The 25,168-nt window shown below is 60.5% G+C and carries 13 protein-coding genes; 8 read left to right on the plus strand and 5 right to left on the minus strand.

The features are described 5' to 3' along the window. Positions 1-625: 625 nt before the first annotated feature. From RAK1035_RS07755 to RAK1035_RS07790, 8 genes are all read left to right on the plus strand, one after another. A complete protein-coding gene (locus RAK1035_RS07755; protein ID WP_112303071.1) occupies positions 626-1,708 on the plus strand; it encodes a hypothetical protein in 1,083 nt (360 codons plus the stop codon). Further along, complete coding sequence (locus RAK1035_RS07760; RefSeq protein ID WP_008283124.1) at positions 1,705-3,009, plus strand: hypothetical protein; 1,305 nt, start codon at positions 1,705-1,707, stop codon at positions 3,007-3,009. The genes RAK1035_RS07755 and RAK1035_RS07760 overlap by 4 nt, the downstream gene beginning before the upstream one ends. Then, the gene (locus tag RAK1035_RS07765; protein ID WP_008283125.1) at positions 3,006-6,839 is read left to right on the plus strand and encodes a hypothetical protein; all 3,834 of its coding nucleotides are present in this window, start codon (positions 3,006-3,008) and stop codon (positions 6,837-6,839) included. The genes RAK1035_RS07760 and RAK1035_RS07765 overlap by 4 nt, the downstream gene beginning before the upstream one ends. Continuing rightward, complete coding sequence (locus tag RAK1035_RS07770; protein ID WP_008283126.1) at positions 6,836-8,176, plus strand: hypothetical protein; 1,341 nt, start codon at positions 6,836-6,838, stop codon at positions 8,174-8,176. The genes RAK1035_RS07765 and RAK1035_RS07770 overlap by 4 nt, the downstream gene beginning before the upstream one ends. Positions 8,177-8,184: 8 nt before the next feature. After that, positions 8,185-10,212: a hypothetical protein gene (locus RAK1035_RS07775; protein ID WP_008283127.1), complete on the plus strand. Its 2,028-nt coding sequence runs from the start codon at positions 8,185-8,187 to the stop codon at positions 10,210-10,212. A gap of 18 nt (positions 10,213-10,230) precedes the next feature. Next, entirely contained in the window at positions 10,231-13,026 is a 2,796-nt protein-coding gene (locus tag RAK1035_RS07780; protein WP_008283128.1) for a leucine-rich repeat domain-containing protein, read from the plus strand. A gap of 36 nt (positions 13,027-13,062) precedes the next feature. After that, entirely contained in the window at positions 13,063-19,503 is a 6,441-nt protein-coding gene (locus tag RAK1035_RS07785; RefSeq protein ID WP_037298932.1) for an RHS repeat-associated core domain-containing protein, read from the plus strand. Between the two features lie 61 nt (positions 19,504-19,564). Then, positions 19,565-20,221, plus strand: a complete 657-nt coding sequence (locus tag RAK1035_RS07790; RefSeq protein WP_008283130.1) for a hypothetical protein — start codon at positions 19,565-19,567, stop codon at positions 20,219-20,221. 153 nt (positions 20,222-20,374) lie between these two features. Here the strand turns inward: RAK1035_RS07790 and RAK1035_RS07795 are convergent, their stop codons facing one another. The 5 genes from RAK1035_RS07795 to RAK1035_RS07815 all read right to left on the minus strand — a co-directional run bounded on the left by RAK1035_RS07795 (position 20,375) and on the right by RAK1035_RS07815 (position 25,116). After that, on the minus strand, positions 20,375-21,031 hold the full coding sequence (locus RAK1035_RS07795) for an aspartate/glutamate racemase family protein (RefSeq protein ID WP_008283131.1): 657 nt from the start codon (positions 21,029-21,031) through the stop codon (positions 20,375-20,377). After that, positions 21,028-21,864 carry an ABC transporter permease gene (locus tag RAK1035_RS07800; protein WP_112303072.1) on the minus strand — a complete coding sequence of 279 codons (837 nt, stop codon included), beginning with the start codon at positions 21,862-21,864 and terminating at the stop codon, positions 21,028-21,030. The genes RAK1035_RS07795 and RAK1035_RS07800 overlap by 4 nt, the downstream gene beginning before the upstream one ends. A 1-nt stretch (position 21,865) precedes the next feature. Continuing rightward, positions 21,866-22,720: an ABC transporter permease gene (locus tag RAK1035_RS07805; protein ID WP_037297982.1), complete on the minus strand. Its 855-nt coding sequence runs from the start codon at positions 22,718-22,720 to the stop codon at positions 21,866-21,868. A 100-nt stretch (positions 22,721-22,820) separates the two neighbouring features. Further along, positions 22,821-24,092, minus strand: coding sequence for an ABC transporter substrate-binding protein (locus RAK1035_RS07810; protein WP_008281527.1), 1,272 nt, complete (start codon positions 24,090-24,092; stop codon positions 22,821-22,823). Between the two features lie 49 nt (positions 24,093-24,141). After that, positions 24,142-25,116, minus strand: coding sequence for an ABC transporter ATP-binding protein (locus tag RAK1035_RS07815; RefSeq protein WP_037298111.1), 975 nt, complete (start codon positions 25,114-25,116; stop codon positions 24,142-24,144). Positions 25,117-25,168 lie beyond the last annotated feature (52 nt).

Genomic DNA, 25,168 nt, shown 5'->3' on the forward strand with positions numbered 1-25,168 from the left:
TTCAGACAACCTGCGCTGCCCCACATCCAACAGCGTCAGCATGATCAGGCACTGCACCTTTTCAGTGGGGCATTCTACGCTGGGTCTCAACACGACAGTCTGGCTAGATGCCTCTGGGTGCCAGAGTGCCGGATACAATCCACCTCGGTATGCCGTCGCTTCACGCGCTTAAGCGAAACATCGTTTCCGGGTGAACAGGGCCTCTTTCGGTTCACGACGATCCCTCCTGAACTTTCCAGTTTCAGAATAGTCGCGACACACAAACTGACGCGGAACAGATTAGGGGCAACGCGACGGATTTAAGCGTCTGAAAGATAACCGTGATTATCTCGTTTTGGCGTCACGCGCTCGGTCCACGGGTACAGCTCGCGTTTGGTGCGAATCATCTCAGAGTAGAGCGCGCCCACATAGAACACTTCTTTAGCTTGTGCGAATCGAGGTCAAATACTATCCTAGGTTGATACGATTTTTTTGATGACTTCCGGTTTTTTTGGGAAACTGCGCTTTCACAATGAACCTCTTACTTTGACAGTGTGAATTTTGCAGTCCCATGCCGGATGCGGGCACGGGGTCGATGTCACAAAAAATGATGCAGAGACTGACGGCCAGAAGGGCCGTTTGCGCGATGTTGGTGCTTCCCGCGATGATGCTGACCACAATGGGGCCAGAGCGGGTGGCGGCGCAGTCTTTTTGCGGGCCGACGATCACCGCATGTGATCTCCAGCAGGATCAACTCTGCCTCGAACGGGTGCTGGCCTGCGGAGAATACGACACTATCATCGCAACGCTCTTTGCCGAGGATGTGGCCCCGACGCTGGACCAGAAATTCGCGCTTGGTGCCGCGTATTTTGGCAATCACGTGCGGGCAAGGGCGACGGGGCTCCAATGTCGGGCCGTCGTGAAAGGGCGTGAATGGCTGCGCGATTACCTCGGTACGGTGGACACAGAGTTCCGGCAAAGCGCAAGTTTCGGGACCTTGGCGCAGATGCGCCAGATCTATCAGGCAACGCAGATGCTTGGCGAGCTAGACCAGGTGGGCGGCTGTCCGGAAAGCGCGCTGACCCGGGCAAGGGTGCAGGCCATCGCAGCGGCAGAGGCGACGCAGTTTGCGAGAGCTATTTTCCTGACGCCGCCCGATGCGGTGGCCGATGTGATGGGAACGCTCAACATCGCGCTGCGGACCTTCGTCTCTCAAGCCTCGGATCTTGAGACAGGGATCGCGCTGCGCCGGATCGAGATCGAGGCGGCGGGCCGGGTGCTGGGCAGTGTGCGCGGCCTTTTCGATGAGGTGTTCGGCGGTGTGTCGGGCGAAGGTGCGGCGCTGCGCGTCGATAGCGTGGTACTGGATCAGCTCCTGGCCGATGGCCGCGCAAGGCTGCGCCGCGTGGAAAATCGTGAGGATGCCTTTCGGGTGGCGCTTGGGGGTTTCGGGCCTGCAGATTACGCCGAGGTCAGGACCGAGACGGTCCGCAAGGCGCAGGGATTCCTAAAGGAATCGGCGTTTCATATCAACATGATCGGCGTGCTGATGCCGACCGATCCGGCACGGCCATTCCTGCAGCTTGAGGGCGTTTTGGGCGCGGACAGCCCGGCCAATGCGGCGCGCGAGGCGCTGTCGGATATTCGGCTGGATTGGCGGTCGCTGGGGGATGCGAATGGCAATTGCGCGCTGCCTAATGCCGCGGAACGCGTGTGGTACTGCCGATGAGACAGCTCTTGTGGATTACGCTCGTGATATGCCTGTCGGGGCCAGCAGAGGCGCAGAACGCGGTGCTGGACCGTGCCTATGGCATCAGCAAGCTCGACGGATTCTGGCGGGCAACGTTGGGTAGCGAAGCGCCTGACCTTGCAGCGTTCGAGATGTTCGAAAGTGTGGCAGCTGTACCTGAGCCGGTGCGCGAGCCGGCAGTTGATTTCGGCGTGCCAATCATCGGCGAAGTGGTGGGAGAGACCGCCCCCGGCACGGATGGCCAAGGGGCCAGACTGGCCTTTCCGGTCATCCCCCTAACAGAAGAAGAGGCCGGGCCGCTGATGCGGCGGCTGGCCTGGGCAGAGCTTTACCTGACGCGTGTGGGTTACTACGCCGAGGATCAGGAAGACCCGTCAGAGATGGTCGCGGCGCTGGCCGCGAGGCAAAAGGCTGCGGCGCTCGAGGCCTATCTGATCACCGCGCGGCTTTACTTTGCAGCGCCGGACCTGACGGAGAAATGCACAAGGCTTACGCGCATGGCGGCGCTTGAGGACAGCGCGCTTGAGACGAGCGTGGAGATTACACCGGCTGAGGGCTGGGCCGCGCTGCAACCGTTGAAAGCAGCGGCCGCGGAGCGGCTGGGGGGATCGGCACTCTCCGATCTGGTCTGCGCGTTCGAGCCGGTGCGGGGGCGGGCCGAAACCGTGCGGCTGATCGAGGTCCGGGTAAGAGAGCGGATCGCGCTGGAGGCGCGGGCAAAGGTAGAGGACAGCCTGACACTGCTCAACGCGGCAGCGGAAGAATTCCAAAGCCTCGTCACCGCGATGGACGTAGAGATCCTGACAGCGGAGATCCTCGAATTGGAGCGCGTTTTCGGCAATGCGGCAGCGAATATCCGTTTGGTGCAGAACGACCAGCTGAAGGCTGAAAAGACCATTGCAGAGCTGGAAGCAGTGGATCTTTCCGCGTTGAACCAGCCGGGTGAGATGTCGGAATACCAAGCGGCACAGGGTCAGATGGTTGCGATGGTGGCACTCATGGACGGGGTGCTGACAGAGCTGGCGGCGCTGGCCGAACTGCTGCCAGATGACGGGCTGGCGGAATGCCGGGGGCTTGGGTCGGTCTATGACGGGCTGGATATGAACCGCGACTCCTTTGTCCTGTCGAGCGAAATCGAAGGACCCTACGTCGCCTGCCTCGCGCGCGCATGGGCGCTGGTAGAGGCGGGCACCTCCCCAAGTCTTGAGACAGAATTGATGGCCGAACTGGCCCGTCATGTCGGCCAGATCAGCGCCAATTTGCTGGAGGAATTGCAATGATCCGGCACTTTTCCTTGATCCTTGTGCTGGCTCTTGCCGCCGCCCTGCCGGGGCGGGTGGCAGAGGCGCAGCAATGCCTCGACGTGTCGGCGGAGGAGGCGCAGTTGCACGCCGCCGAGCTGGTCACGTTGCTCCAGATCGCCACGTTCCGGGGCGACCTGAAATACATGTCGGACGTAGCGCCAGAGTTGGAATCCTATCTTGATAGCTGCGGGTCCGATCCAGGCGGGCGGCTGGCGCAGGTCTGTGGCTTTGACTGCCATCTGCAACTGGCGCGCTACCGGCTCTTTCTGGCCTCTGACCTGCCATTTCTCTCCACCGCAGGTGTTCTGAGCCGCGACAGCACGCTGCTGTCGCCGCAGAGCGCGCAACAACATGCAGAAGACGGGATTGCGGTGGCCGAACGGGGGCTGAAACTGCTTGCCCGGCAACAAGGAAGCGCCGAGGCAGATAACGCGTTTCGCACCTATACGCGGCAGCTTGTGGGGCTGAGCAGCGTCAAGATCAGGCTGCGCATGACTGTGGGCGACACCTGGTATCAGACAATGAGTGAGGCGCGCGTCAAATCGTTGGGTTTTGCCGTCAGCGAGGCGTTAGAGGTGATCCCGGGTGCCGCGCTGGAAGATCAGCCAAACCTGCACAAAGCGCACACGCAATATGAGTTCGCGCTCTGGACCCTGATCGAGACCAAGACCGACATCCCGGCAGAACAGACCTATGATGATCTGCGCGCCGATCTCACGATCCTCGAAGGCGAGTTGCAGGCAAGAATGGAGAGCCTGAGACGGGGGATGATCTTTCTCAATATCGATCCGGTGGCGTTCACCACGATCCCTTTTGAGGAGCTGCAACAGGCACTCGACCGGACAAAACGCGATCTGGAGGCGGTCGAGGCGCGGATGGAGGCCATTGTGCGCGAATGGTCGGCGGCGTCCGAGGGGCAGGCGACACGCGCCATTGATGAGCGCCGCGTGGTGCGGGGGCAAAAGATCAATCTTCTCGCGCATCAGATCGGCAAACTGGAAACAGAGGCGCAGATCCTGACCGGCGAAGTGCAGCAAGAGATAAGCGCGCTGGACGCAGAGCTAGACACCTTCAGCCGACGGCAACAGATCAGAAACCTCGAGATCGCGCTGTCCACCAAGATCGCGGAATTCGAGAACCGCCGCCAGCAATTGCAGGAACGCCAGGCGCTCGACCTTATTGCGATTACCAAGGAAGCAGAGATCGAGCGGCGAGCGGAACTGCGTTGGCTGCTGAGTTTCGAGATGACGCGGATGAACCTTGATCTGCAGGTATCGTCGCTGGAAAGCCAGATAGGGGAATATGACCGGCAACTGGCGCGCAATCGGACGCAGTTGGAAACGCTGGTGCGGCAGCGGGCGATTCTGGAAACGCGGATTGTCGATGCTCAGAGTTCCATCGAGGGCGCAAAGCAGCGGATCGACCGGATCGACGTAACACAGGTGGACGTGCACGCGCTGCGGCGGAATGTGATCCGAGAGGACATTTGCGGCGTTGAAAACCAGCTTGCCCTTATCGGCGAGACGCTGGACACGCCTTTTGCCCCCGCTCTGCCGGGCGAGGAACCCTGCGACGTGGTCAGCCCGTCTTTCACTCGTGTGGAATACCAAGACACGATGTGCGGCACTGACAGCGAGCCGGGACTGCGCGCCAAGCTGAACGATGCAAGAATCTTTGGCCGAGCCTTCATACTGAAATGTGTGATCGGCGACCCTGTGGAACTGGCCGAGCTTGAGCCGATGGCCGAAGCCTCGACCCTGATCGACAGCGGGCTGAGCCTTGAGGATGAACTGGGCGCCGTCTCTTGCAACGGCTTTTCGCAAACCGAGGTGGATTTTGCCAAGGGCATCTATGACGCGGAAAAGGCGCTGTTGGAGAAGCAGCGGGTCGGGCTGGAACAGCAGCGCGACAAGGTGAATGAGCAGCTTGATTTCGTGACGGGCTGGGCGAGTGATTTTCAGAACACAATTTTGGGTCTGCAGACTGGTTTGGCCGTCGTGCAAGGCGCCTATGCGGCACTGGCCGGGGTGCCGGAAACCACGGTTGCCGCTGCCGGTATGGCGAGCGGCGTCTACACCACGATCAAGGTGGACAAGCCCGCCTATGCGGTGATGGAAGCCGCGCGCGTGGCGCTCAATACCGCGCTGGCATTCGGCAAGATCAACATCCAGACCGAAAGTCAGGTCCGTGCCTTTGCCACGCAGCTGGCCAATATCCGCGAGGCCAATGAGCGGATTGATTTCGAGAAAGCGGTCAAGGCGCTGGCGCTTCATCGGGCGCATTTCCAGTTGGCCGGGAAACGGGCCGAGGGGCTGCAGGCGATTAAAGAGCTTGAGCTGCAGGGATCGATGGCTGCGGTGGATTGCGACAACGCGCAGCTTGGCATTGATGAACAGGTCGCAAGGCTCAAGGCGCAGCACACCCGGATGTTGGCGACGATGGAGTTGCAGGCAGAGGAAAACGCGCTTCTGGATTTTGATCGGTTGCAGCAAGAAGGGCTCATCGAGCGGTATTTCAACGAGATCGCCATCCTGCAGCTTGAGCTTGAAAAGCTGGCGCTGAACGAGGCGCAGCTGACCGAGGATAACGCGCAGCTTGGCGCGCTGGTGGGCGCTGCTCAGGGACGGATCGAGCGGATCGAGATGACCCGCGCAACGGTCGAAGGGTTGGCCGAGGAAAGCCAGCAAGTGACCACCGTGATTGACGAGCTGCGGCAAAGACAGGCCGATCAGCAGTTGGCGATTTCCAACTCGGAACTGGCCTTTGTCGAGGCGCGCATTCGTGGCGAAGAGGGCAATACCGAGCAATTGGTGAACGCACTTGAAGGTTCCATCGAGCTGGTGGGCCAGCGGGCAGAGCTCAAGACGCAGATCGAGCAGGTGCAGGCGGATATGCTGGTGCAGGTGGCCGCGCAGCGCGAGGAGATGGTCAACCTTGCCAGTGAGATCGACGACCCGGACGAGCGGCGGCAGCTTTTCATCGCGAGCCAAGAAACACTAAGCGAGCTTTTGCGCGGGATCCCGGATTATATTTCGGCCAAGCGCACCAGCCTGACCACGGCGAACCGGCTGCTGCACCTGATGCGGCAACGGTATTCCCTGGTGTTGGGCATCACCGGCCGGCGCGAGGATTATCCGCTGACCTACGTCAAGGATGCGGCGCAATTGACGGCGCTGGTCTCGGAAATCGAGGGGCAGAGGTTTTTTGACGAAACCGAAATTCCAATCGAGGTGGCGCGCGTGGTGGTGCCGTCGCAATCGGGCTTCATCAAGAAACTGGCGCTCGACGAGGAAGTGACCTTTGAAATCTCGCCCTTCGCGGGCAGTGACGACGCGATGCGCGAGGCCGGGTTCTTTGTCATCTGGGACGAAAAGTTTCGCGAGCGCAAAACGATGACGCTGATCGATGTGCTGATCGGGGCGCAGTACACCTGCACTGGGGCCCAGTGGAATACCTACACGCTGAGCCATCTTGGGTCCGGCACGGTGTTCCGGCCGCTGGCCGAAGGATCGCCAGTGACGGTGCCGGAACGGATCATCGGGCCGAGCAGGGGTGGGCAGCACACCTTCTACAATATGGCCGCAAACGAGGCCGATCTGAACCGGGTACTGAGCTATTGGCAGTTCAACCGCTTTGCGGCGCGGAAATTCCCCCGCATGCCCGGGCCGCCCAACGATCAGGACGCGATTCTGCCATTCCTCGGCGCGCCGGTTTACGGAACCTACAAGCTGGCCGTGAACCCATCCGATTGCCCGTTTGAAGGCGCGGTTTTCACCCTTCTCTTCCTATTTGCGAGCACGCCATGAGCCGATTTGTCTCTCTGACGGCGCTGGCCGTTTTGATCGCGGCCCCAGGTGCAGAGGCACGCGATACGGCGCGCAATTCTATCGAAGGTTACGTGATCGAACGCGCCGTCATCCGGGCGCCGAATTGCGAGGGCCCTGCGTTTGACGATGTGCGGATCGAGGCGTTTGAAAAAGGCGTCTGCCAGTTCCATCAGCCCGCCCGCTCGGCCGAACAGCTGGACCGTGTCTTGAAACTCCTCAACCGGGCGCAGGTGCAGGGGCTTCCGGTGGTACATCAGCAACTGGCGGGGTTCCTGACCGGGCTGGGGCACTGCGCGACTGCAGAACGCCACCTCGAGACTTTTCGCGGCTCTGGCAATGCTGACCTGACCGCGCGGGACAATTTCTGCGCCGCGAGGATGCAGAGCCAGGCAGAGCTGAACGCCATCCGGTGGGACTTTGCCCTCTTTGACTATGCCGAGGATCTGGGCGTGCCGAATACGCTCGACACGCGGTTGGGCGAAATGGCTTCGTGTTATTCCGGTGTCCTTGCCCCCGGGTTCGACGCGGAATGTGGGCTGATCACCAATATCACCGCAACCGAGCTGAACGTTTTTGTCGACGAAGCCACCGACGCTGTCGTCCAGACCTATTTCACCGGCGTTGAAAGCCCCATCACGGCCATGTTCCAACGCAAGCGCGAGCGTGCAGAGGGCGTGCTCGCTATGGCAGGCGCGTCGATCCAGGGTCTCAAGGACGGCGCAGCCGCGGTGAACGCGGAATACACCGCCTACCACAGCGCCTACGAGACAGAGCGCGATGCCAAGATGACGCCGATTTACGAGAATTACCGCGAAAGCATCCTGCGGGCGACGGCCATCCTCGACGAGTTCAACCGCTGGAAAGAAGGGCTCTTCATGACCAGCGACAACGTCAACCTGTTGCCAAAGATCGTGGAACGGGGCGTGGAACTGACAGAGGAGCTGGCCCGCGTCGAGACCGATGACTATGCGGCCCGGGCGGGCAAACTGGTGGATGATGTGCGCGCGGTGGTGCAGTCCGAGGCAGAGCACCGGGCGCTGATCGGCCAGCTTTGCCGGGTGTATTTCTGCGAACTTGCCAGCCGCCGTCGGATGATCGCGACGCAGCATGTCTGCCGCCAGCCCGCGCTGACCAATAACCCGATCTGCCTGAATGCGCAGGGGCAGATGAAGGGTGGCGATTTGCAGGTGAACTTTGACGGCGAGCAGAGAATCGGAGTTGCCGATTTCTGCCGCGCTGCGGGGATTGATGATGTGTTCCTGACGGTGGGCCTCTCGCCCGCGACGGCGCTGACCTGTATGGGCCAGATGCCATGAGGAGGGGGGTGCTCCTCTCGCTGATCTGCCTTGCGGCAGGTGCCGCGCGGGCAGAGGAACCCGCGCTGGCGCGGTATGTGACCGACGACAATGTGGATGTTTACGTGGCGCTTTTTGGCGGTCAGGCGGTGGAACTTGCAGGTTGCGCAAGCGAGGGCGCAGTGAGGGCGCTGATCGAGATGCCGAATGACCGGCCCATTTCAGACCGAACGCAGGTCGATCTGACGGACAGCGCGGCACTTGGCGCACATCCCTCTATTCCCTGCAACCCGCCACCTTTGGCCGAGGCCGCATGGCCCGGTAGCGTGCCGATTTGGGCCGATCTGACGGCAAACGGGCGGTATCTGCTGGCCGCGCCGAACGGGGCGGGGTTCTACGCGGTGGATGCGAAATGCGAGGCGATCAAGACCGCCTTGAGCATTCGCGAACGCGCGCAAGGTGCGGGATTTCAGGGCTTTGGCCAGCCTGATCCGCTGGAGCTTCGTTTGACAATCAATTGCGGGCCCGGGGCGGAGGCGCAGGGCCCGGTGGTCCCCGATGCCGACAGCGGTGCAGAGGGCTGGACCTTGCATAGTGCAGAGCTTTTCATGAGCGAGGCGGGGCTGCCCGATACGCTCTTGGTTGCCAGCGCTCCGATGGGCGAGGGGCGGGGATATCTGCCGATCCGGCGGCTCGACGGGGTCGAGATTGCGCCCCTGTTCCTTGAAGGTGGCGCAAGACTGGAGGCCGCAAAGGCCGCATTGCGTATGCTCTTTGCCGTACCCGAGGAGGACGTGGTGTCGCCCTTGGGTTTCGAGGAACTGGAGGCGGTGCAGTCGGCGCTCTTTGCTGACATCTGCACGCGGAATTGTGATGGATATGACCACAGCCATGGTTTCTTTGCCCTGCCGGGGATCGACGTTGCGCTAAGCTTTGAGGGCGTGGAACAGACGCCGGCCGCGCTCGATATTCTGGGGCGGGACCTGTCGGGTCTGCGTTTTGCTGACGGGCGGGCGCTCTGGCTACAGGGCTGTGCGGCGGTGGCCAGTGCCTTGGGCATCGTGCCGGGCGAGGGCGATTGGAAATCCATGGCTCGGGCGGCGCACTTGGGGGCCGGTCAAGCGGCGGCGATGCGTTGTAACGCGGCGCGTGCGGCGACCTGCATAAGGGTGATCGGGCCGGGCCTGCCGCTGGTGCCGGAAGTCTTCCATGCCAGCGGTTCCTGCGCTGGCAAGGCGCGCCTCATCGTGCATCTGCCTGAGGCCGTGACAGCAACAGCGCCGCTCATGATCGACGCAGAGCGGGGCTTTGCTGAGGTCGAGATCGCCCCGATGCCCGGGCTTGAACGGGCCATCTTGACGGTTCCCGCAGGTGCCTCGGGCGCGGCGTCGCCCTGTCTTTTGTCCTCGCCCCGCGTGATGATCCATAGCCGAGGCGATCTCAGGCTGATGCTGCGCGACGTAACTCTCCGGCGGCGTCTGGAAGAGGTGCCGCAAGAGGCGATCGGGCTGCATTCCGATGGCGGCACTCTGGTCACCGATGGGGTGATTATGGTGGCCGATGGCGATGCCGGGCTGCCGCCGGAACGGGGCATTTCACTCTGTTCTGGCGCATATTATGCGCGGGCGACGCGGGTTCAGGCAGGCACCATCGCGGTGCAAGGGTCCAACAGTCGGCTGGCGATCAGTGGGGCACCGGGGGCACCCACAACGCTCGGATCGGCGCGGTATGCGATTTCAGCCTCTGCCGGGGCGGAAATGATCCTCAGCAATGTAACGCTGACTGGCCGGGTGGGCGCGTCTCTTTTCAACGCGACCCTCGACGCCACGAACCTGCGGCTGGTCAGCACGGATGCGCAAAGCGGGTCATCTACAGCGCTGCAGTTTCGCGGCGCTTCAGAGGCGCAGCTGATGCAATCGACAGCGCAGGGATTTGCCTGTGTGGGCACATTTTGGACTGCAGGCAGCGCCGCCATCTTCACCCTGCCCGGTAACAATCTGACCGCGGATAACACCCGGCCCTCCTGCGGAGCGGGAACCGTCCAGATACTTGAATAAAATGAAGGGATTAGACCCATGACGCTTCGCTTTCTTGCCCCTCTATTCCTCGTGTTGGCGCTGGCCCTTCCCGCAAAGGCGCAAGAGGTCAGCGTGGTGCTGGTCACCGACATTTTGGGCGACCGGCTGCATTACCCGGTGGTGATTTCTGAAGGCCGGGGATATCGGGTGCGCTGCGAAAGCCAGTCCGACGAAGAGACGATGATTGCCGCGTTGGGGTTCCTGATCCCGTCCAGTCAGATTATCGATCCGACCGATCAGAGCATCGTTGATGCGGCCCCGGCGGAGAACCCGCTACTTTGCCCAAGCTCAGAGAATTACCCGATCACGGTCTTTGCCGCGAACACGTCGCAGGGGCTGATCCATTACCTGCAATTCAAGGCTGATATCGGCAGTGAGGCGGCCCATGACCGGATCTATATCCCCGGCTGTGCGGCCTTGGTAGAGGCACTGAATCTTGACCTTGCCAATGCCACTCCGGGCGACCCCACCCTGTTTTTCGCAGGCCGGATCCACGAGATTGCGTGCCGCCCGGGGGCCGCCCCCATCGAAACGGCGCCCCAGACCTTTGCCGCTTGGTGCACCAAAGGAGACCTGACGCCGGAAGAAGAAGCGACAATGCGCGCGATCCTCAATGGCACCCCGGGCGGGCCGGGCGCGCTGGGCAATACAGTGGCCTGCAGGCAGGCACAGGACTTCCTCACCGCGGTGACAAGCCGGAACCTCGACAATAGCGGAGCGCAGTCGCTGGCACCGCTGGCGACACTGTCGCATCTGAACTCGCTGTCGCTTGCGGGCAACCAGATTTCGGATGTCTCGCCACTGGCAGGGCTGACCGCGTTGCAGTTTCTGGATCTCAGCGACAACCGGATTGCCAATGTGGCCGCACTGGCCACCTTGGTGAACCTAACCTCGCTTGATCTGGGTGGAAACACTATCAGCGACTTGCGGCCGATTTCGTCGCTGCCGCTGCTGCAACAACTGTCCTTGCCCGGCAATGTGCCGGACACCATCGCCCCTCTGCAATTTCTGACCCAGCTGACCGAGCTGGATTTGGCGCGGAACGAGCTGACCTCGGATGACATCGGCGTGCTGGTTGGTCTGTCGCAGCTCACGTTACTCGACCTTTCCAACAACGAAATCGACGATTTCAGCGAGCTGGCCAATTTTGGAAGCGAGGTGGAATTCAAGCTCGCGGGCAATCCAGCCTCCACCGGTGGCCCCACGGATTTCATCACCTTTTGCGTGCAGTTGCGCGATGAGCCCACCCAGACCGGCGCCACGATCCGCGCGATGATCGAAGTCACCGGGCAAAGCACCTGTTCGGGGGCGGCAACCGTACTTAATTCCTCGAATGCGCTGACGATCACCGGCAAGACCCTGTCAGAGCTTGGACCACTCGCGACCCTCAGCCATCTGACATCGTTGAACCTTGCCGACAACACGATCACCGATGTCTCGGCACTGGCCGCGCTGACGCAGATCATCACGCTTGATTTATCGAATAACGCGATCATCGATGTGCGGCCCCTGGCCGCGCTGGAGCGGCTGACCACTCTGCGCATGGCGGGCAATCCTGTAACCTTCGGCGACTACCTGTCGGCCTGCATCCTGCGCAACGAACCGGAAACGCTGAGTGAGGCGCATCGCACCGAGGTTGGCGCTCTTTTGAGCATATCACAGACGCAAACCTGCAGGTCATCGGAAAGCCGGCTAAAGACCATGTCGACAATCAACCTGCGCGACCGCGGGCTGACCACGCTGGATTACATACGGGTGGCTGAAAGCGCGACGAACGTTCTGCTGGACAACAACCCCGTTGGCGAAGTGAGCAACCTGCGGTTCCTGCAACGGCTGCAATTTGTCGATGCTTCGAATACCGGGCTCGAGGATGACGACAGCCTGATCAACCTGCGCGCGCTGCGGAACCTCGACATTTCTTCGAACCCGATTGCCGAACTTTGGGCTCTGCGCAACATGCCAGAGTTGCAATCCGTCAATTTCCGCGACACCCAGATCCGCGACATCCGCGTTCTGGACGAATTGCCAAGCCTGCAAACCGCGACGATGTGGAACGCGCCGGTCGTGATGAATTCGATGCTGACCTATTGCCTCGTGCACAGGTTTCAGATCGGGATGCTGGGCGATGCAAGGCGTACGGTGGACGCGATCATGGCGGTGGCCGAGGGCGCGGGCCAGAGCAGCCAGAATTGCCGGGGCGTCAACGAATGGGCGCGCAGCGTCACATCGTTGAACCTCAATGCCAAGCAGATCAGCAACGTGGCTCCTATCGCCGGGATGCCGGAACTGACCAGTCTGCTTCTTTATGACAACAACATCAGGGATGTGCAGCCGATGCGGCAGTTGCGCAAGCTCAAAACCCTGAACCTGAGCAAGAACCAGCTTGGCACCATTCCAATCGTCTTTTCACAGGATCTCGAACACCTCTATGTGACGGAAAACCAGATCGCGAACCCAAGCGCGGTCAGCCGGTATTCCAAACTCAAAAGCCTCAACCTGCGCAAGAACCGCCTGACCGTGACCAGCGGAATTTCCGGGCTGCCGCAGCTGTCCTTTCTCGATCTGCGGGACAACAAGATCGCGCAACTCAATCAGATCACCCCGTTGCTCAGCAAGAACCCCTACATCAAGGGTAACCCGGTTTGCGGGTTGCAGAACACTGTTCCGATCTTGGTGATCTGCCAGCGAGAGCCACAATTCATTCTCAATTCGAATCTGGTCGATCCCAACGTGGTGATCCGACGCGACTTCTTACAGCCGGTGCCGATCATCATCACACCGTCAAACCCCTGATTGTCGATCCTACGTCCCAACCGAAAGGACCTTGTCATGACACGATTTTACACAGCGTTTCCTGTCGCCGCCATGCTCGCGGTCCTACCTGTGGGCGGGTTCGCCGCTGATGACAAATCCGCCTCTTCGGTGATCCAGCTGCCATCTGCGGGCGGCACGGTCAGCCAAGAGGAGGGGGCGTTCCAGCTCAACGCCAACACCGGGTCGGCCAACTTTTCGCTGCCGCTGCCAGAGCTGCCGCAGCGAGGCAAGTTCGGTCCGGGCCTCTTTCTGAGCTACAACCAGTTCGCGGGGGACAGCGGGTCGGGGCTGGGCGTGGGATGGTCCTTTACCGCGTCTTCGGTGATCGTGAACCAGGATTTCGGCACCGCCATACCGGGCAGGAAGCCGGATGGCGACTTCTTTCACCGGCTGAGCTTTCAGGGCGCGCGGCTGGTCTATCTGGGCGAGATAGACGGTTTGCCGAGCTATCGCCCGGAAGTGGCCGAAGAACAGATGGTGTTCGTGCGCCACGATATGCCGTTCGAGGTGGTCGTGCTGGACCGTACCGGTGAGCAAGAGGTAATGACGATCCCAGCCGGGTTTGAGCTGCGCATGGCGGATGGCAGCCGGATGTATTTCTCTGGCGCCGAGGGTGTGGCCGAGGGCAATTTCGCGACGGCCGAACCCACGATCACCCGCTGGCCGCTGGTGATGAGCGTCAACACCAACCGTGACGCAGTACGCTATGAATATGAAAAGCACGGAGAACGGTCCTACCTGACCGGGGTGGCCTTTGCCGGGGGGCAAAGCCGTTATGATTTCGATCTGATCGACACGCGCGCCAGCCTTGTCAGCCATATCGCCGGAGTGCGTCAGCAGAACCCCAAGCTCTACGGCAAAGTGACGGCGAGTTTCGCAGGTGATGTCTATGACCAGTGGTGCATGGCCTTTATCGGCCGGTCGCTGAATGACAATACCGAATTCACCGTGCGCACCCATCCCGATTGTCAGGCCATGGCCGAATCCGACCTTGCGGGCGAGATCGACCCCAATTCGGTCAATGTTCTAGACCAGCTGCGCGCGGTCTATCGCTTTGGCAACACCGGCGGCTCTGCGCTTGGCGATGATACGCTGCGCTACCCTGATCTGCGGTTTGACTATTCAAGCTGGACGGCGGCAGAGTTGGCCGAGCGGGAGCTTGTCTTTCCCGCGCCAAACCTGGCTTTTGCGGGGGATATTTCGCCGCAAAACTTGGAACTTGCCGATCTGAACATGGATGCGCTGCTTGACGTGGTGCAGACCAGCGACACCGAAGTGACCCGGGTGCACTTGGGTGAAGGGGCTCTGGAATCGGCCTTTGAGACGTCTATCCCACTGAAGCTGACGCGCACGACAGCCTCTGGCCTGACGCGCGAGATCACGCCGAGGCTGGTTGAGAACCGGTTCCATTTCGCTGACATCACCGGTGACACCTATGCCGATATTCTAGAGGTCGAGGACGGTCTGCTGCATGTCTTTAACGGCAACGCGGTCGGGGATTTCCCCTATATCGGGCGGGCGATTCCGCTGGACGGGATTTCACCGTCGCTGTTCTCGGACGGAAATGGCCGCTTTGTGGATGTGAACCTTGATGGTCTTAGCGACATTGTCGCGACGCGGCTTGATGCCAATGGCCGGACCGAGGCGCTGATTTACCTCAACCTTACCCGACGCCAGCCAGACGGGGGCCATGCGATCAATTTCGCTCGGGTGTCCAAGGTGCTGCCGATGGACAGCCAAGATGGGGGCCTCTTGAGCCGCCAGTCGACCCGGCTGACGGATGTGAATGGTGATCGATTGCCCGATCTGGTGACGATCAACGTCGCTGATCAGGGGTTTTGCATCTACGAGAACCAGGGCAACATTTTCAGCCGCGAAGCGGGTGCGCTGCTCTGGGGGGATATGCGCTTGAATGACCCAAAATGCGGGGCAGGGCGGTTCACCGCGATAAGGGGTATGAGCCCGTCCGACAACGTGCAGTCGATGTGGTACGTGGATGCCAATGGCGATGGGGTGCGCGACTTTGCCTCGATGGGCAGCCGCACCGACGAGATTCAGATTTGGCTGGGCTTTGGCGATGGCTCTTTTGCGGATGAAAGCCTGCGGCTGTCGTTGAATGCTCGGGTGCAGGTGGGCAATGCGCCCAATTCCTTCCGCTCGCGCGTGGCTGATCTGGATGCCGACGGGCAGGCGGAAATCATCGTGTTCCAACAGGCCAGTGGACCAGAGATTGCGCCGGTCGTGGTGATTGATTTCAATCGCACCACAGAGATTCAACTGGTCAAGGCCAACCTGCTGACAGTGGTGAGTTTCGAGAGCGGGCGGCGGCACGACATCCGCTATGCAACCTCCACCGACGAGATGCTGCGCGACCGCGCGGCGGGGCGCGAAACCGCGACGCTGCACTTTCCGGTGGTGGTGGCAAAACAGATGGTCACCTCTGAAGGCGTGGCAAACGCGGCGCGGCGTGATGTGCAGGTCGAGGAATACTTCTACCACAAGCCCTTTTATGACGTGATCAACCGCCGCTTCATCGGCTTTTCCGAGGTCGAGCGCGTCATCTATGGCGACGAATTCGTGGGCGGGGCAGATACCCAGAAATCTTCGATCGCGTTCGAGCAATATTACGCCTTTGCCGATGTGACAGCCGACCTTCATCTTGCTGGCAAGCTGCGTATCCGGCAGACCTACGCGGTCGATGCCGATCCGGTGCTGCTTGCTGCAGCTGCCGGGTCCGCGTCGCTCGATCCGAATGCGGCGGGGCTGCATTCGCTGTCTACCGCGACACGGGCCCAGAAATTGCCGACGCCCGGCGCGATGCTGTCCTGTGAAAGCAATACATGGCAGACAGCGCCTACTGGGATTGCCAATGTCAGCTGGCTGCGCAAGACCGAGGAAAGGCTGACCGCTGCGGCGGGGCCACAGCACGTGCAAGAGCCAAGCGACACAGAATGCGTGAACCCGGTCAAGACGCGCATCTTCGCGGAATTCGACGAATTCAACTATGCGGGCCGCGAAACCGAAACCGTGGTCGAACTGACCGGCCCAGAGGGCCAGGTCATGCCCGGTTATGCGCGGGTGACGGAAACCGATTACTCAGAGGCGCGCGCCACTTTGGCACCGCTTGGCATTGTCAACGCCGCATCGGCGCGGCGAACCGTGGCAGGCACGCGCCTTCTGTCGCGGGAACGCTTTGCCTACCTGCCGGAAAATGGGGGGCGGCTGGGAATGCGGGCGATCGACGTATTCTCCAGTCTGGCGGATGTTCCGCCAGAGATTGCCGACTGGCACAGCGCCACCCATACGCTGCTCAAGAACATGGCCTATGACAGGTTCGGCAACGTCGTGGAAATGTCCGACAATCTGTCGAAAATCGAAAGCGTGACCTTTGACGAAACTGGCACCTTGCCAACGGCGCATACCAAGTTTCACGGCTCAGACGACAGCCGCAATCAGGTTACCACCATGGCCTATGATGATGGGATTGCCGGGCGGTTGTCTGGGCAAACCACGCCACTGGGCATGGAAATCAACTACGACTACGACGCGCTGGGCCGCAAGCTGCGCGAACTAAGCGCGGATGGGTCGGAAAAGCGCTATGCCTACCGCTTTGGCCTGAACGGCGCGCCATCCATGATCCTGACCTCGCTGCGCCGTTACCCCTCCGCCGCCGACACGCCGGAGGGCGAAAGCGAATTCGTGCGCTCGTTGGCTGCGTTCAACGCACGGGGCAATCAGCTGGCCGAGATGGAGGATGTGGCTGAGGGCGGTGTTCGGATGTTCAAATACTCGGAGTTCAACCGCAATGAGCTGCTGACCTTCCGCTGGACACCTTACATGACAGAAACCGTGCCGGATGTTGAGGCAGCCTTTGCCTCGGGTCAGGTGCCAGAACCCGAACGCCGCCACGGCAATGCCTATCGCTATGACGGGCTGGGCCGGATGATCGAGGAAACGCATCCGTCAGGCAAATTTTCCACCCAGAGCTATGCGCCTTGGGGCATGACCACAATCACCACCTACGAATACCAGCACGGCGGCTCCATGTCGGTTGAAGAGCATCGGCTGGTCAATGATGTTGGCGTTCACGCAGTGATGATCGGCGATGCAAGTGGCACCTCGCTTGTAACCCGGTTCGACCGCGACGGCTTTGGCTATCTGACTGCAATCCGGCTCGCGGGCGAAGAAGTGCCGCGGCAGTTTCGTTTCAACTCTGTCGGGGATATGGAATTCCAGCAAATCCCGGGGCTGGGTACGCATTACTACTTCTACGATGAGCGCGGCAGACAATGGTCCAAGGCGCGGATAGCCGAAGATGGCACCACCGATGTGATCGCCTTTGAGTACGACCTTCTGAACCGCAAGCTGCTCGAGACGGTGAATGGCGAGGACCGCATCCGATACGCCTATGATGTGACCGAGACGTTGCAGGTTGCGGCGGCCTTCGAAACGCCGATCCCGCTGCCTCTGGGCAAACACACCCGGATTGAGGTCATCGACCCTAACGGGCGGCATGACAGCATCCAGCGCTTTGGCTGGGATGCCAATGGCCGCATGGTCCAGAACGAGATCGAGATCGCGGGCGAGGTGTTTGCTGAAAGCTTTCACCAGACGCTCGACGGGCGGATCAATCGGGCGACGGGGCCGGGTGGTCTCGGCTATGACTTTGCCCTCGGGCCAGACCGGAACCTGCGGCGGGTTGCGATCACCCATCCCGATTTCAGCGGGCCGGAAACGGTGATCGAGGACATCACCTACAACCCCGAAAGCCGGATTGACCAGATTGCCTACCGCGCTGGGGCCGTGACCGAGCTGACCTATAACCGCGAAACGCTCTTTCTCGAAGAAATCGTGACGCGGACAGGTGACGGCACGGCGTTGCAGGACATCTCGATGACCTTCAACGGGAATGGTTCGATCACCGAGATCGTGGACCGTCTGGCGGCTGGGCCTGCGCCCGCACATGGCCATGTCGACCGGTCGGGCACTTTCCACTACGACTTTCGCAACCAACTGGTGCGGTACCTGCGCTACGGCGAGGACGCGGCGTTTGAATACACCGATGCCGGTGCCTTTTCGCGGAATGACGAAATGGCTGCGGGGGAAACATTGGTGCCGCCCTCGGATGCCGATACGGACCTGATCCCGGTTGGTGCCTCTGCTGCGCCCTACAGCTTTGACGGCTTTGGTCAGCTGGCCGCGAGCCCCAAGGTAACGGCAACGGTCTTCGATGCCTATGGGCGGCTGATCCGGGCGCAGACCTTGGAGCATGACGTGTTCTTTGGCTACGACCAAACCGGGCGGAGAACGTACAAGGATGTGGTGCCGCTCGACGATGCGGGTGCCGCAGAGCTTTACCTCTTTCCCACCGAAACTTTCCATCGCGGGCCGAAAGGGGGCGAGAGCTTTGTCAATATCGGCTCTACCCGCTTGGTGCGGATGGAACACGGGACGGGGCGCTGGTTCTACTACCTCAAGGACCATCTGGATTCCTCGGATTACGTGATGACAAGTGCTGGTGTGCCGGTCGAACAGATGCTCTACCGCGCCTATGGCACAGAGCATCAGCCCCAAATTCTGTCATCCGATTGGGCCAGCCATGAGGAGGCTGTCGCCGACGAGAAGCCGCGTGAAAAGACGCATCACCGCTTTACCGGCAAATATCTCGATGATGCGACGGGGCTCTATTACTACGGGGCGCGCTACTACGATCCGGCGCTGGGGCGCTTCATCTCGCCTGACCCGCTCTATCTGAGCGACCCAGAGCGCTGTGTAGGCAACACCATCGCCTGCACTCTCTTTGCCTATGCCAACAACAACCCGATGTCGTTCATTGATCCCACAGGGCTAGAAGGCATCGTGCAGGGCGATGAGGCCTATAGGCGGCAGGTCGAGGAAAGTCTGCAACGCGTTGATCCCACTGCGCGGGTGGATATGGAGACTGGCGAAATCAGCCAAAGCTGGCTGCACGGGCTTTGGCTCGATATCAAAAGCTTCTTTACCGGTGAGACCAATTTTGACACCGGGCGAGAGCTTGTCAGCCGGATCGTGGAGGACCCGCAGACCACCACAATCAGCTTTCAGGCCAATGCGGCTGGGGGGGCGCGGGCGGATGGTCAGCCCTTCACGTCGAGCACGCCGGGTGATATCAACCTTGTCTATGACCCATCCTACCTGCCGGCGTTGCCAGAATATGACGCGTCAACCGGCACATTGTCCTACGAGACGCCCGATCCGGGCGTGGTTTTGGGCCATGAGCTGATCCACGCCACTCACGGGATGCGCGGCGATGTCGGATCGGCAATCGTGAACTACACTGGTCTGGACGGGTCGCCGCAAAGTGCATGGCACGAGGAGATCCGCACCACAGGTGTAGGTGGCGTGAACAGCCCTGACGACATCACCGAAAACGACCTGCGCGAGATGCTTGGGATCAACCCGCGCAACCACTACTAGCAGGCAAAGCGCCCAATGAGAGGAGCGGCGGCTGTGCCGCTCCCGGGAAAGGAGTTAGACAATGTCGAGAACCTCAACCAAAGGCCGAAATTGGGCTGCGGCGGCGCTGATCGGCGCGGCGGCGCTTGGACCTAGCACAGGAGAAATGGCCATGGCGACCCCGCTTGCCGAACCATTGGACATCCCTGCGGAATTCCTGTCGGAAATCGACGGCGCTCCGGATTGGCTGCGCGGTGCGATGGCGGGCCTCGGGGCACCTGAGGGCTGGTCGATGACCCGCGACGCCATCGTCGTGAGCGAGGTTGAGGCGCTGCGCGCCCTCAACCGTATCCGTGCCTTTCGCCAAGCAGTCAGGGGCGGCACCGGGGCGATCTGGCTGTCACTGCCGGTGGCCAACGAGATCGGCGAAATACGCGACTGCGTGACGCCTTGGGCAACGCAACTGATCCCCGACCTTGATGCCAATGATTTCGGCCAGAGCTTTGCCCTGTCGATGCTGCGCACCGATGAACCTGAGGCCTGCCTGATCGACGTGGGCACGGATGATCCTTGGGCAGGGTCAGACCGCACCGCTTTGCGCGGCTATTTCGATGATGCAGGTGACCTTATGGTCGAGCATATAAGCCTTAACGAAGACGCAGTGTTCGTCCGCGCCCTGATCGAGGCAGGTTATCTTGTCACCAAAGGTAGCGTGTCCGGACGGCTGCGCGTGGAATAGCGCGCGGGCGAGCGGGCAAAACCTATTGTCCGTGATGGTAGGGTGAGGTTGTCGATACCGAAACGGTCTTGCGGCGTCACGTTCCCGGCCAGAAGGCTGGTTATGGGCCACTTGCCCAGACGAACAGATCCGCGGTTGGGGCGCTCCGGTCGCCTATGGGCCAAAGCCGGACACGACCGCCTTGGCCAACAGGGCAGATGCTGAAACGCCGTCGATCAGGCGTAAACTTGTCCGTGCCGCCAACGCCCCTTGCAGCGGGGCCATTCCGGCGCAACCCAGCACGGCGCAGGTGGCAGCATCTTCAAGGCGGGCGGTTTCGATTTCGGCGGCGATGCGGTCGATGGTCTCTGGCGCGCCCTCGTCGATGGTCAGCACCGGCAGGCCGCTTGCCCGCACAGAGGCGCAAATCCCGGCAAAGCCCTGCTCGCGGATATTCTCTTCGATCACGGGGACAGAAATGGCCATAGACGTGATGACCGAGAACCGCAGACCTAGCAACTGCGCCATCACATAGCTGGCCTGTCCGATACCCAAAACCGGGCAACCGGCGCGCGCGCGTGCCTCATTGAGGCCTGTATCGTCGAAACAGGCGATTACGATAGCCTGCGCACCTTGCGCCCGTGCGACGGGTAAAAGGGACAAAAGACCGGGCACCGCCGCGTCCCCATCCGCCTTGCCCTGAATGGCCACAGGACCGCTTGTATTGGTCAGGCCAAAGATGTCCGTCTCTGGCAAGGCCTTGCGCGCGGCGGTGACGACCCCTGTTGTCATGCCGACCGTTGCATTGGGGTTGATATAGGCAAGCTTCACAATCCGAGCCCCGCATCCGAACCAAGACGTGCGCGCCGCTTGCCCATGATCCACGCGCCCATCAAAAAGGCTGCGATGATTGCAAAGGAAAAAACCGTGGTCAGCGTGCCAAGCGCGTAGATCACCGGCGTGGTGACATTCGTCGTCATCCCAAAGATCTCCAGAGGCAGGGTGTTGTAGCTGCCAGCCGTCAGCAGGGTGCGGGCGAACTCATCATAGCTCAGGGTAAAGCCAAAGAGTGCCACCCCGATCAGCGAAGGCCCAATGATCGGCAGAACCACATAGCGCAGGGTCTGCCACGCGGTGGCCCCTTGATCGCGGGCGGCTTCTTCATAGCTTTTGTCAAAGCGGTTAAAAACGGCGAACATGATCAGTAACCCAAAGGGAAGCGTCCACGTCAGTTGCGCGCCAAAGCCCGAGGTTGCCCAATGTATCTTTAGGCCCAACTGGGTAAAGATGAGGCCCACCCCTAGGGAAATCAGGATCGACGGGATCACAAGCGCGGTGACTGTGGCGTAAAACAAAAGGCCAGATCCGACAAACCGCTTGCGAAAGGCCAGTCCAGCCATGACCGAAACCACCACTGTCGTGACCATCACGACCAGCCCAAGCACCAAGCTGCGGCGGAACGCGCCCCAGATGTCGCCCACCGCCTGCTGCTCGAACAGGTCGCGGAACCAGTGCAGTGATGCGCCGTTCATGGGAAAGGTCAGACCCCCTTGCGGCCCCTGAAAACTCAGGATGCTGATGGTCAGGATCGGACCATAGAGAAACAGCACGAATAGGCCAAAAAAGGCGGCCAAGACGTAAAACGAGCGCGGCCTGCGTTCCATCTCAGAGTTCCTTGCGAATGTTCACAAACCGCAGCAGGATCGCAATCACGATCAGGACGGTGCAGAGCAGCACAACGGCGGTCGCGGCTGCAGATGGGTATTGCAACAGGGCAATATCGTTGGAAATCAAACGCCCCACATTGGCGCTCTGACTTCCGGACATGAACCGAACGGTGACAAAATCGCCCATCACCAATGTCACGACAAAAATGGTTCCGATCATTATGCCGGGTTTGGTGAGCGGCAGGATGACGTGTAGCAAAGTCTGCAAGCCGTTCGCGCCATTGTCGCGCGCCGCCTCAAGCAGGGATTTGTCGATCCGCATCATGGTGTTGAAAATCGGAACCACCATGAAAAGCGTGTAGAGATGCACAAAGGCAAGGATCACCGCGAAATCGGAATAGAGCAGCCATTCCAGCGGTTCGTCGATCACACCCCAAGACATCAACGTCTGATTGGCAAGACCATTGCGGCCCAAAAACGGAATCCAGGAAATCATCCGGATGATGTTAGATGTCCAGAACGGGATCGTGCAGACCAGAAAGAGTGCCACCTGCATCGTCAGGCTGCGAATGTGAAAGGCCAGAAAATAGGCAACTGTGAACCCTATGGTGAGCGTCAGCGCCCACGTGATCAGCGCATATTTCAGTGTTGCGCCAAACACCTGATAGGTCACGGGCGAGCCAAACAGAAACTCGTAATTGTCGAACTGGAATGCGGGATAAATCGAAAACTCGGTCGCGCCCCAAAAGCTGACGACAACGATCATCACAATGGGTGCGATCAGAAACGCGAGCAGCACCACAGCCAGAGGTGCCGCTTGTAACCAGCCCAGAATATGACGGTTGGTCGTCATGTTACCCGCTCTTCATGCTTGGGAGCTTTGGTCAGGATCCTTGGTCTGGGGGGCGCCTGCCCCCCAGCCCTAAATGGCGTTCAGTGTGCGTGCTATCGGGTCATGCAGCGATGAACTCGTTCCACTTGCGCACCATATACTGGTTTTCGTCCATAACCGCGTTCCAGCAGGCCACAGCGCCCATACGCTCGTTGAACGACCCGCCATCACGCACCTCTCCGGCCTGCGCAAGGGTATCGCCGGTGGGCGAGGTGATAACATCCGTTGCGGGCTTGCCCTCGAACCAGTAGCCCCATTCGTTCTCGGACATGAAGTTTTTGGAGGTCTCGGGCACCGCAGAGTAATAGCCCTGCCGCATCAAATAGCCGCCAACCCAGCCCGAGAGATACCAGTTGATATAGTCATAGGCCGCATCCAGCTCCATTCCGGATAGGGATGCGGACAGGCCGATACCGCCCCCCCAACTGCGATAGCCTTCTTTTAGCGGCTGATACACGCAAGGGATGCCGCGTGATTTGACTGCGGTGATGGCGGGTGACCACATCGACTGGATCACCACCTCTCCACTCGCCATCAGGTTCACGCTCTCATCAAAACTTTTCCAAAAGGCGCGGAACTGTCCGTTTTTCTTGGCCTCAGTAAAGATCGCCATGGTCTTGTCTATCTCGTCGCGGGTCATGTTGCCCTTGTCGCCATATTCGACCGCGCCCATAGCCTCGCAGACCATGGCCATATCCATGATGCCGATGGACGAAATATCAAGGATCGACGCTTTGCCCTTGAATTCGGGGTTCAAAAGCTCGGTCCAGCTTTCGATGGGCCGGCCGATCAAGTCTGGGCGGATCCCTAGCGTATCGGCATTGTAAATCGTCGGAATAAGGGTCATCCAGCCGGTTTCTTCACTCGCAAAGCTGGTGCTGCCGGGGCCGTCGACAAATCCCACCGAATGCGGCGCGGTGCCTTGGGCAATGGTCGACGTGGGCGTCAGCTTGCCCGAGCGAAAGATGCCGACGATCTTGTCGTAATTGGCGATACGCGCGGTATCCATGGCCTGAAGGTTGCCGGTCGGCCAAACCTTTTTGCAGATCCAGTATTCGATATCGGCAATGTCAAAGCTATCGGGCTGGGTGGCTGCGCGCTGGGTGACGCTATCGCTGTCGAGCGCCGTCATTTCCAAGGTAAAGCCGAGGTCCTCTTTAACCTTGTTGGCCACGTCGTTGAGGTTCGACACACCGGTGCCAAACTGGCGCAGCACGATGTCCTTGGTATCCTGCGCCCAGAGCATGGGGGCGGGCAGTGCGGAGGCGGCAAATGCTGCGCCCCCGGCCTTGAGTAGGGCGCGACGACTATAGCCGACCTTGGGTTTTGCCATTGTTCTGTTCCTCTCTGTCCTGTGGATTGGTGGGAATTGGGGTGGGCTCTCAGGCCTCAAGCCGGTGGAGTCGCCCTTCGTCCCAGCTCAGCCTGACGGCTTCACCGGGAGATTTCGGAGATTGAAAAAATTGCGCTTCGGGCAGCAGGGCAAGCATCTCTTCGCCGCTTTCGGTTGCGGCCGTGACACTGACAGAAGCCCCCTGATATTCGACCGCGATCACCGTTGCGGGCAGGCCGTCTTTTCCCAGCGATACCGCATCGGCGCGCACGGTAACCTTGCCGCCGGGTCGTGCGAGCACGTTATGCCCGCCAATAAACCGCGCCACGAACTCGGTGCGCGGGCGTGCCCAGACCTCGCGCGCAGGCCCAGCCTGTTCGATCACCGCGTCATTCATCACGACGATCTCGTCGGCTAACGCGAGCGCCTCATCCTGGCCGTGGGTGACGTGAAGAAAGGTGATGCCCAACGCGCGCTGCAGTTTCTTCAACTCGCTGCGCATCCGAACGCGCAGGAACGGATCAAGCGCTGACAGCGGCTCATCCAGCAAGAGCACCTTGGGGTCTGTGATCAGCGCGCGTGCCAAAGCAACGCGCTGTTGTTGGCCCCCAGAAAGCTGTGCAGGTAGACGGTCAGCCAGATTTAGCATGTCTACAAGTTCCAGAAGCTCATTGGCGCGGGCGTGGCGCGTCGCCTTGTTCACCCCTTTCATGCGCAGCGAAAATGCCACGTTCTCGCGCACCGACAGATGCGGAAAGAGCGCATAGTTCTGAAACATCATGGCCGTACCGCGCTGCGCGGGAGGAAGCGGCGATACGTCGTGCCCATCCAGCAGAATGGCCCCTTCGCTGACGTCCTCATGCCCAGCGATCATGCGCAGTGTCGATGATTTCCCACAGCCGGACGGACCCAAAAGGCAGACATAGCTGCCTTTTACAAAGACATGATTCAAATCACGCACTGCAACCGTATCGCCATAGCGCTTGGTCAGGTGCACCAATTCAAGATCATACCCCGTTCGCATCAAGGCCCCCATACCGTCATTTGAAATGACCCTGCGCTTTGAATTGCGCGTG

The organism is Roseovarius sp. AK1035, assembly GCF_003288315.1.
Taxonomy (GTDB): domain Bacteria; phylum Pseudomonadota; class Alphaproteobacteria; order Rhodobacterales; family Rhodobacteraceae; genus Roseovarius; species Roseovarius mucosus_A.

What these genes read in the sequence shown, in the direction of transcription:
- RAK1035_RS07755 (WP_112303071.1), top strand. Translation starts at nt 626, where the DNA reads ATGTTGGTGCTTCCCGCGATGATGCTGACCACAATGGGGCCAGAGCGG.
- RAK1035_RS07760 (WP_008283124.1), top strand. Translation starts at nt 1,705, where the DNA reads ATGAGACAGCTCTTGTGGATTACGCTCGTGATATGCCTGTCGGGGCCA.
- RAK1035_RS07765 (WP_008283125.1), top strand. Translation starts at nt 3,006, where the DNA reads ATGATCCGGCACTTTTCCTTGATCCTTGTGCTGGCTCTTGCCGCCGCC.
- RAK1035_RS07770 (WP_008283126.1), top strand. Translation starts at nt 6,836, where the DNA reads ATGAGCCGATTTGTCTCTCTGACGGCGCTGGCCGTTTTGATCGCGGCC.
- RAK1035_RS07780 (WP_008283128.1), top strand. Translation starts at nt 10,231, where the DNA reads ATGACGCTTCGCTTTCTTGCCCCTCTATTCCTCGTGTTGGCGCTGGCC.
- RAK1035_RS07785 (WP_037298932.1), top strand. Translation starts at nt 13,063, where the DNA reads ATGACACGATTTTACACAGCGTTTCCTGTCGCCGCCATGCTCGCGGTC.
- RAK1035_RS07790 (WP_008283130.1), top strand. Translation starts at nt 19,565, where the DNA reads ATGTCGAGAACCTCAACCAAAGGCCGAAATTGGGCTGCGGCGGCGCTG.
- RAK1035_RS07800 (WP_112303072.1), bottom strand. Translation starts at nt 21,864, where the DNA reads ATGGAACGCAGGCCGCGCTCGTTTTACGTCTTGGCCGCCTTTTTTGGC.
- RAK1035_RS07805 (WP_037297982.1), bottom strand. Translation starts at nt 22,720, where the DNA reads ATGACGACCAACCGTCATATTCTGGGCTGGTTACAAGCGGCACCTCTG.
- RAK1035_RS07810 (WP_008281527.1), bottom strand. Translation starts at nt 24,092, where the DNA reads ATGGCAAAACCCAAGGTCGGCTATAGTCGTCGCGCCCTACTCAAGGCC.
- RAK1035_RS07815 (WP_037298111.1), bottom strand. Translation starts at nt 25,116, where the DNA reads ATGCGAACGGGGTATGATCTTGAATTGGTGCACCTGACCAAGCGCTAT.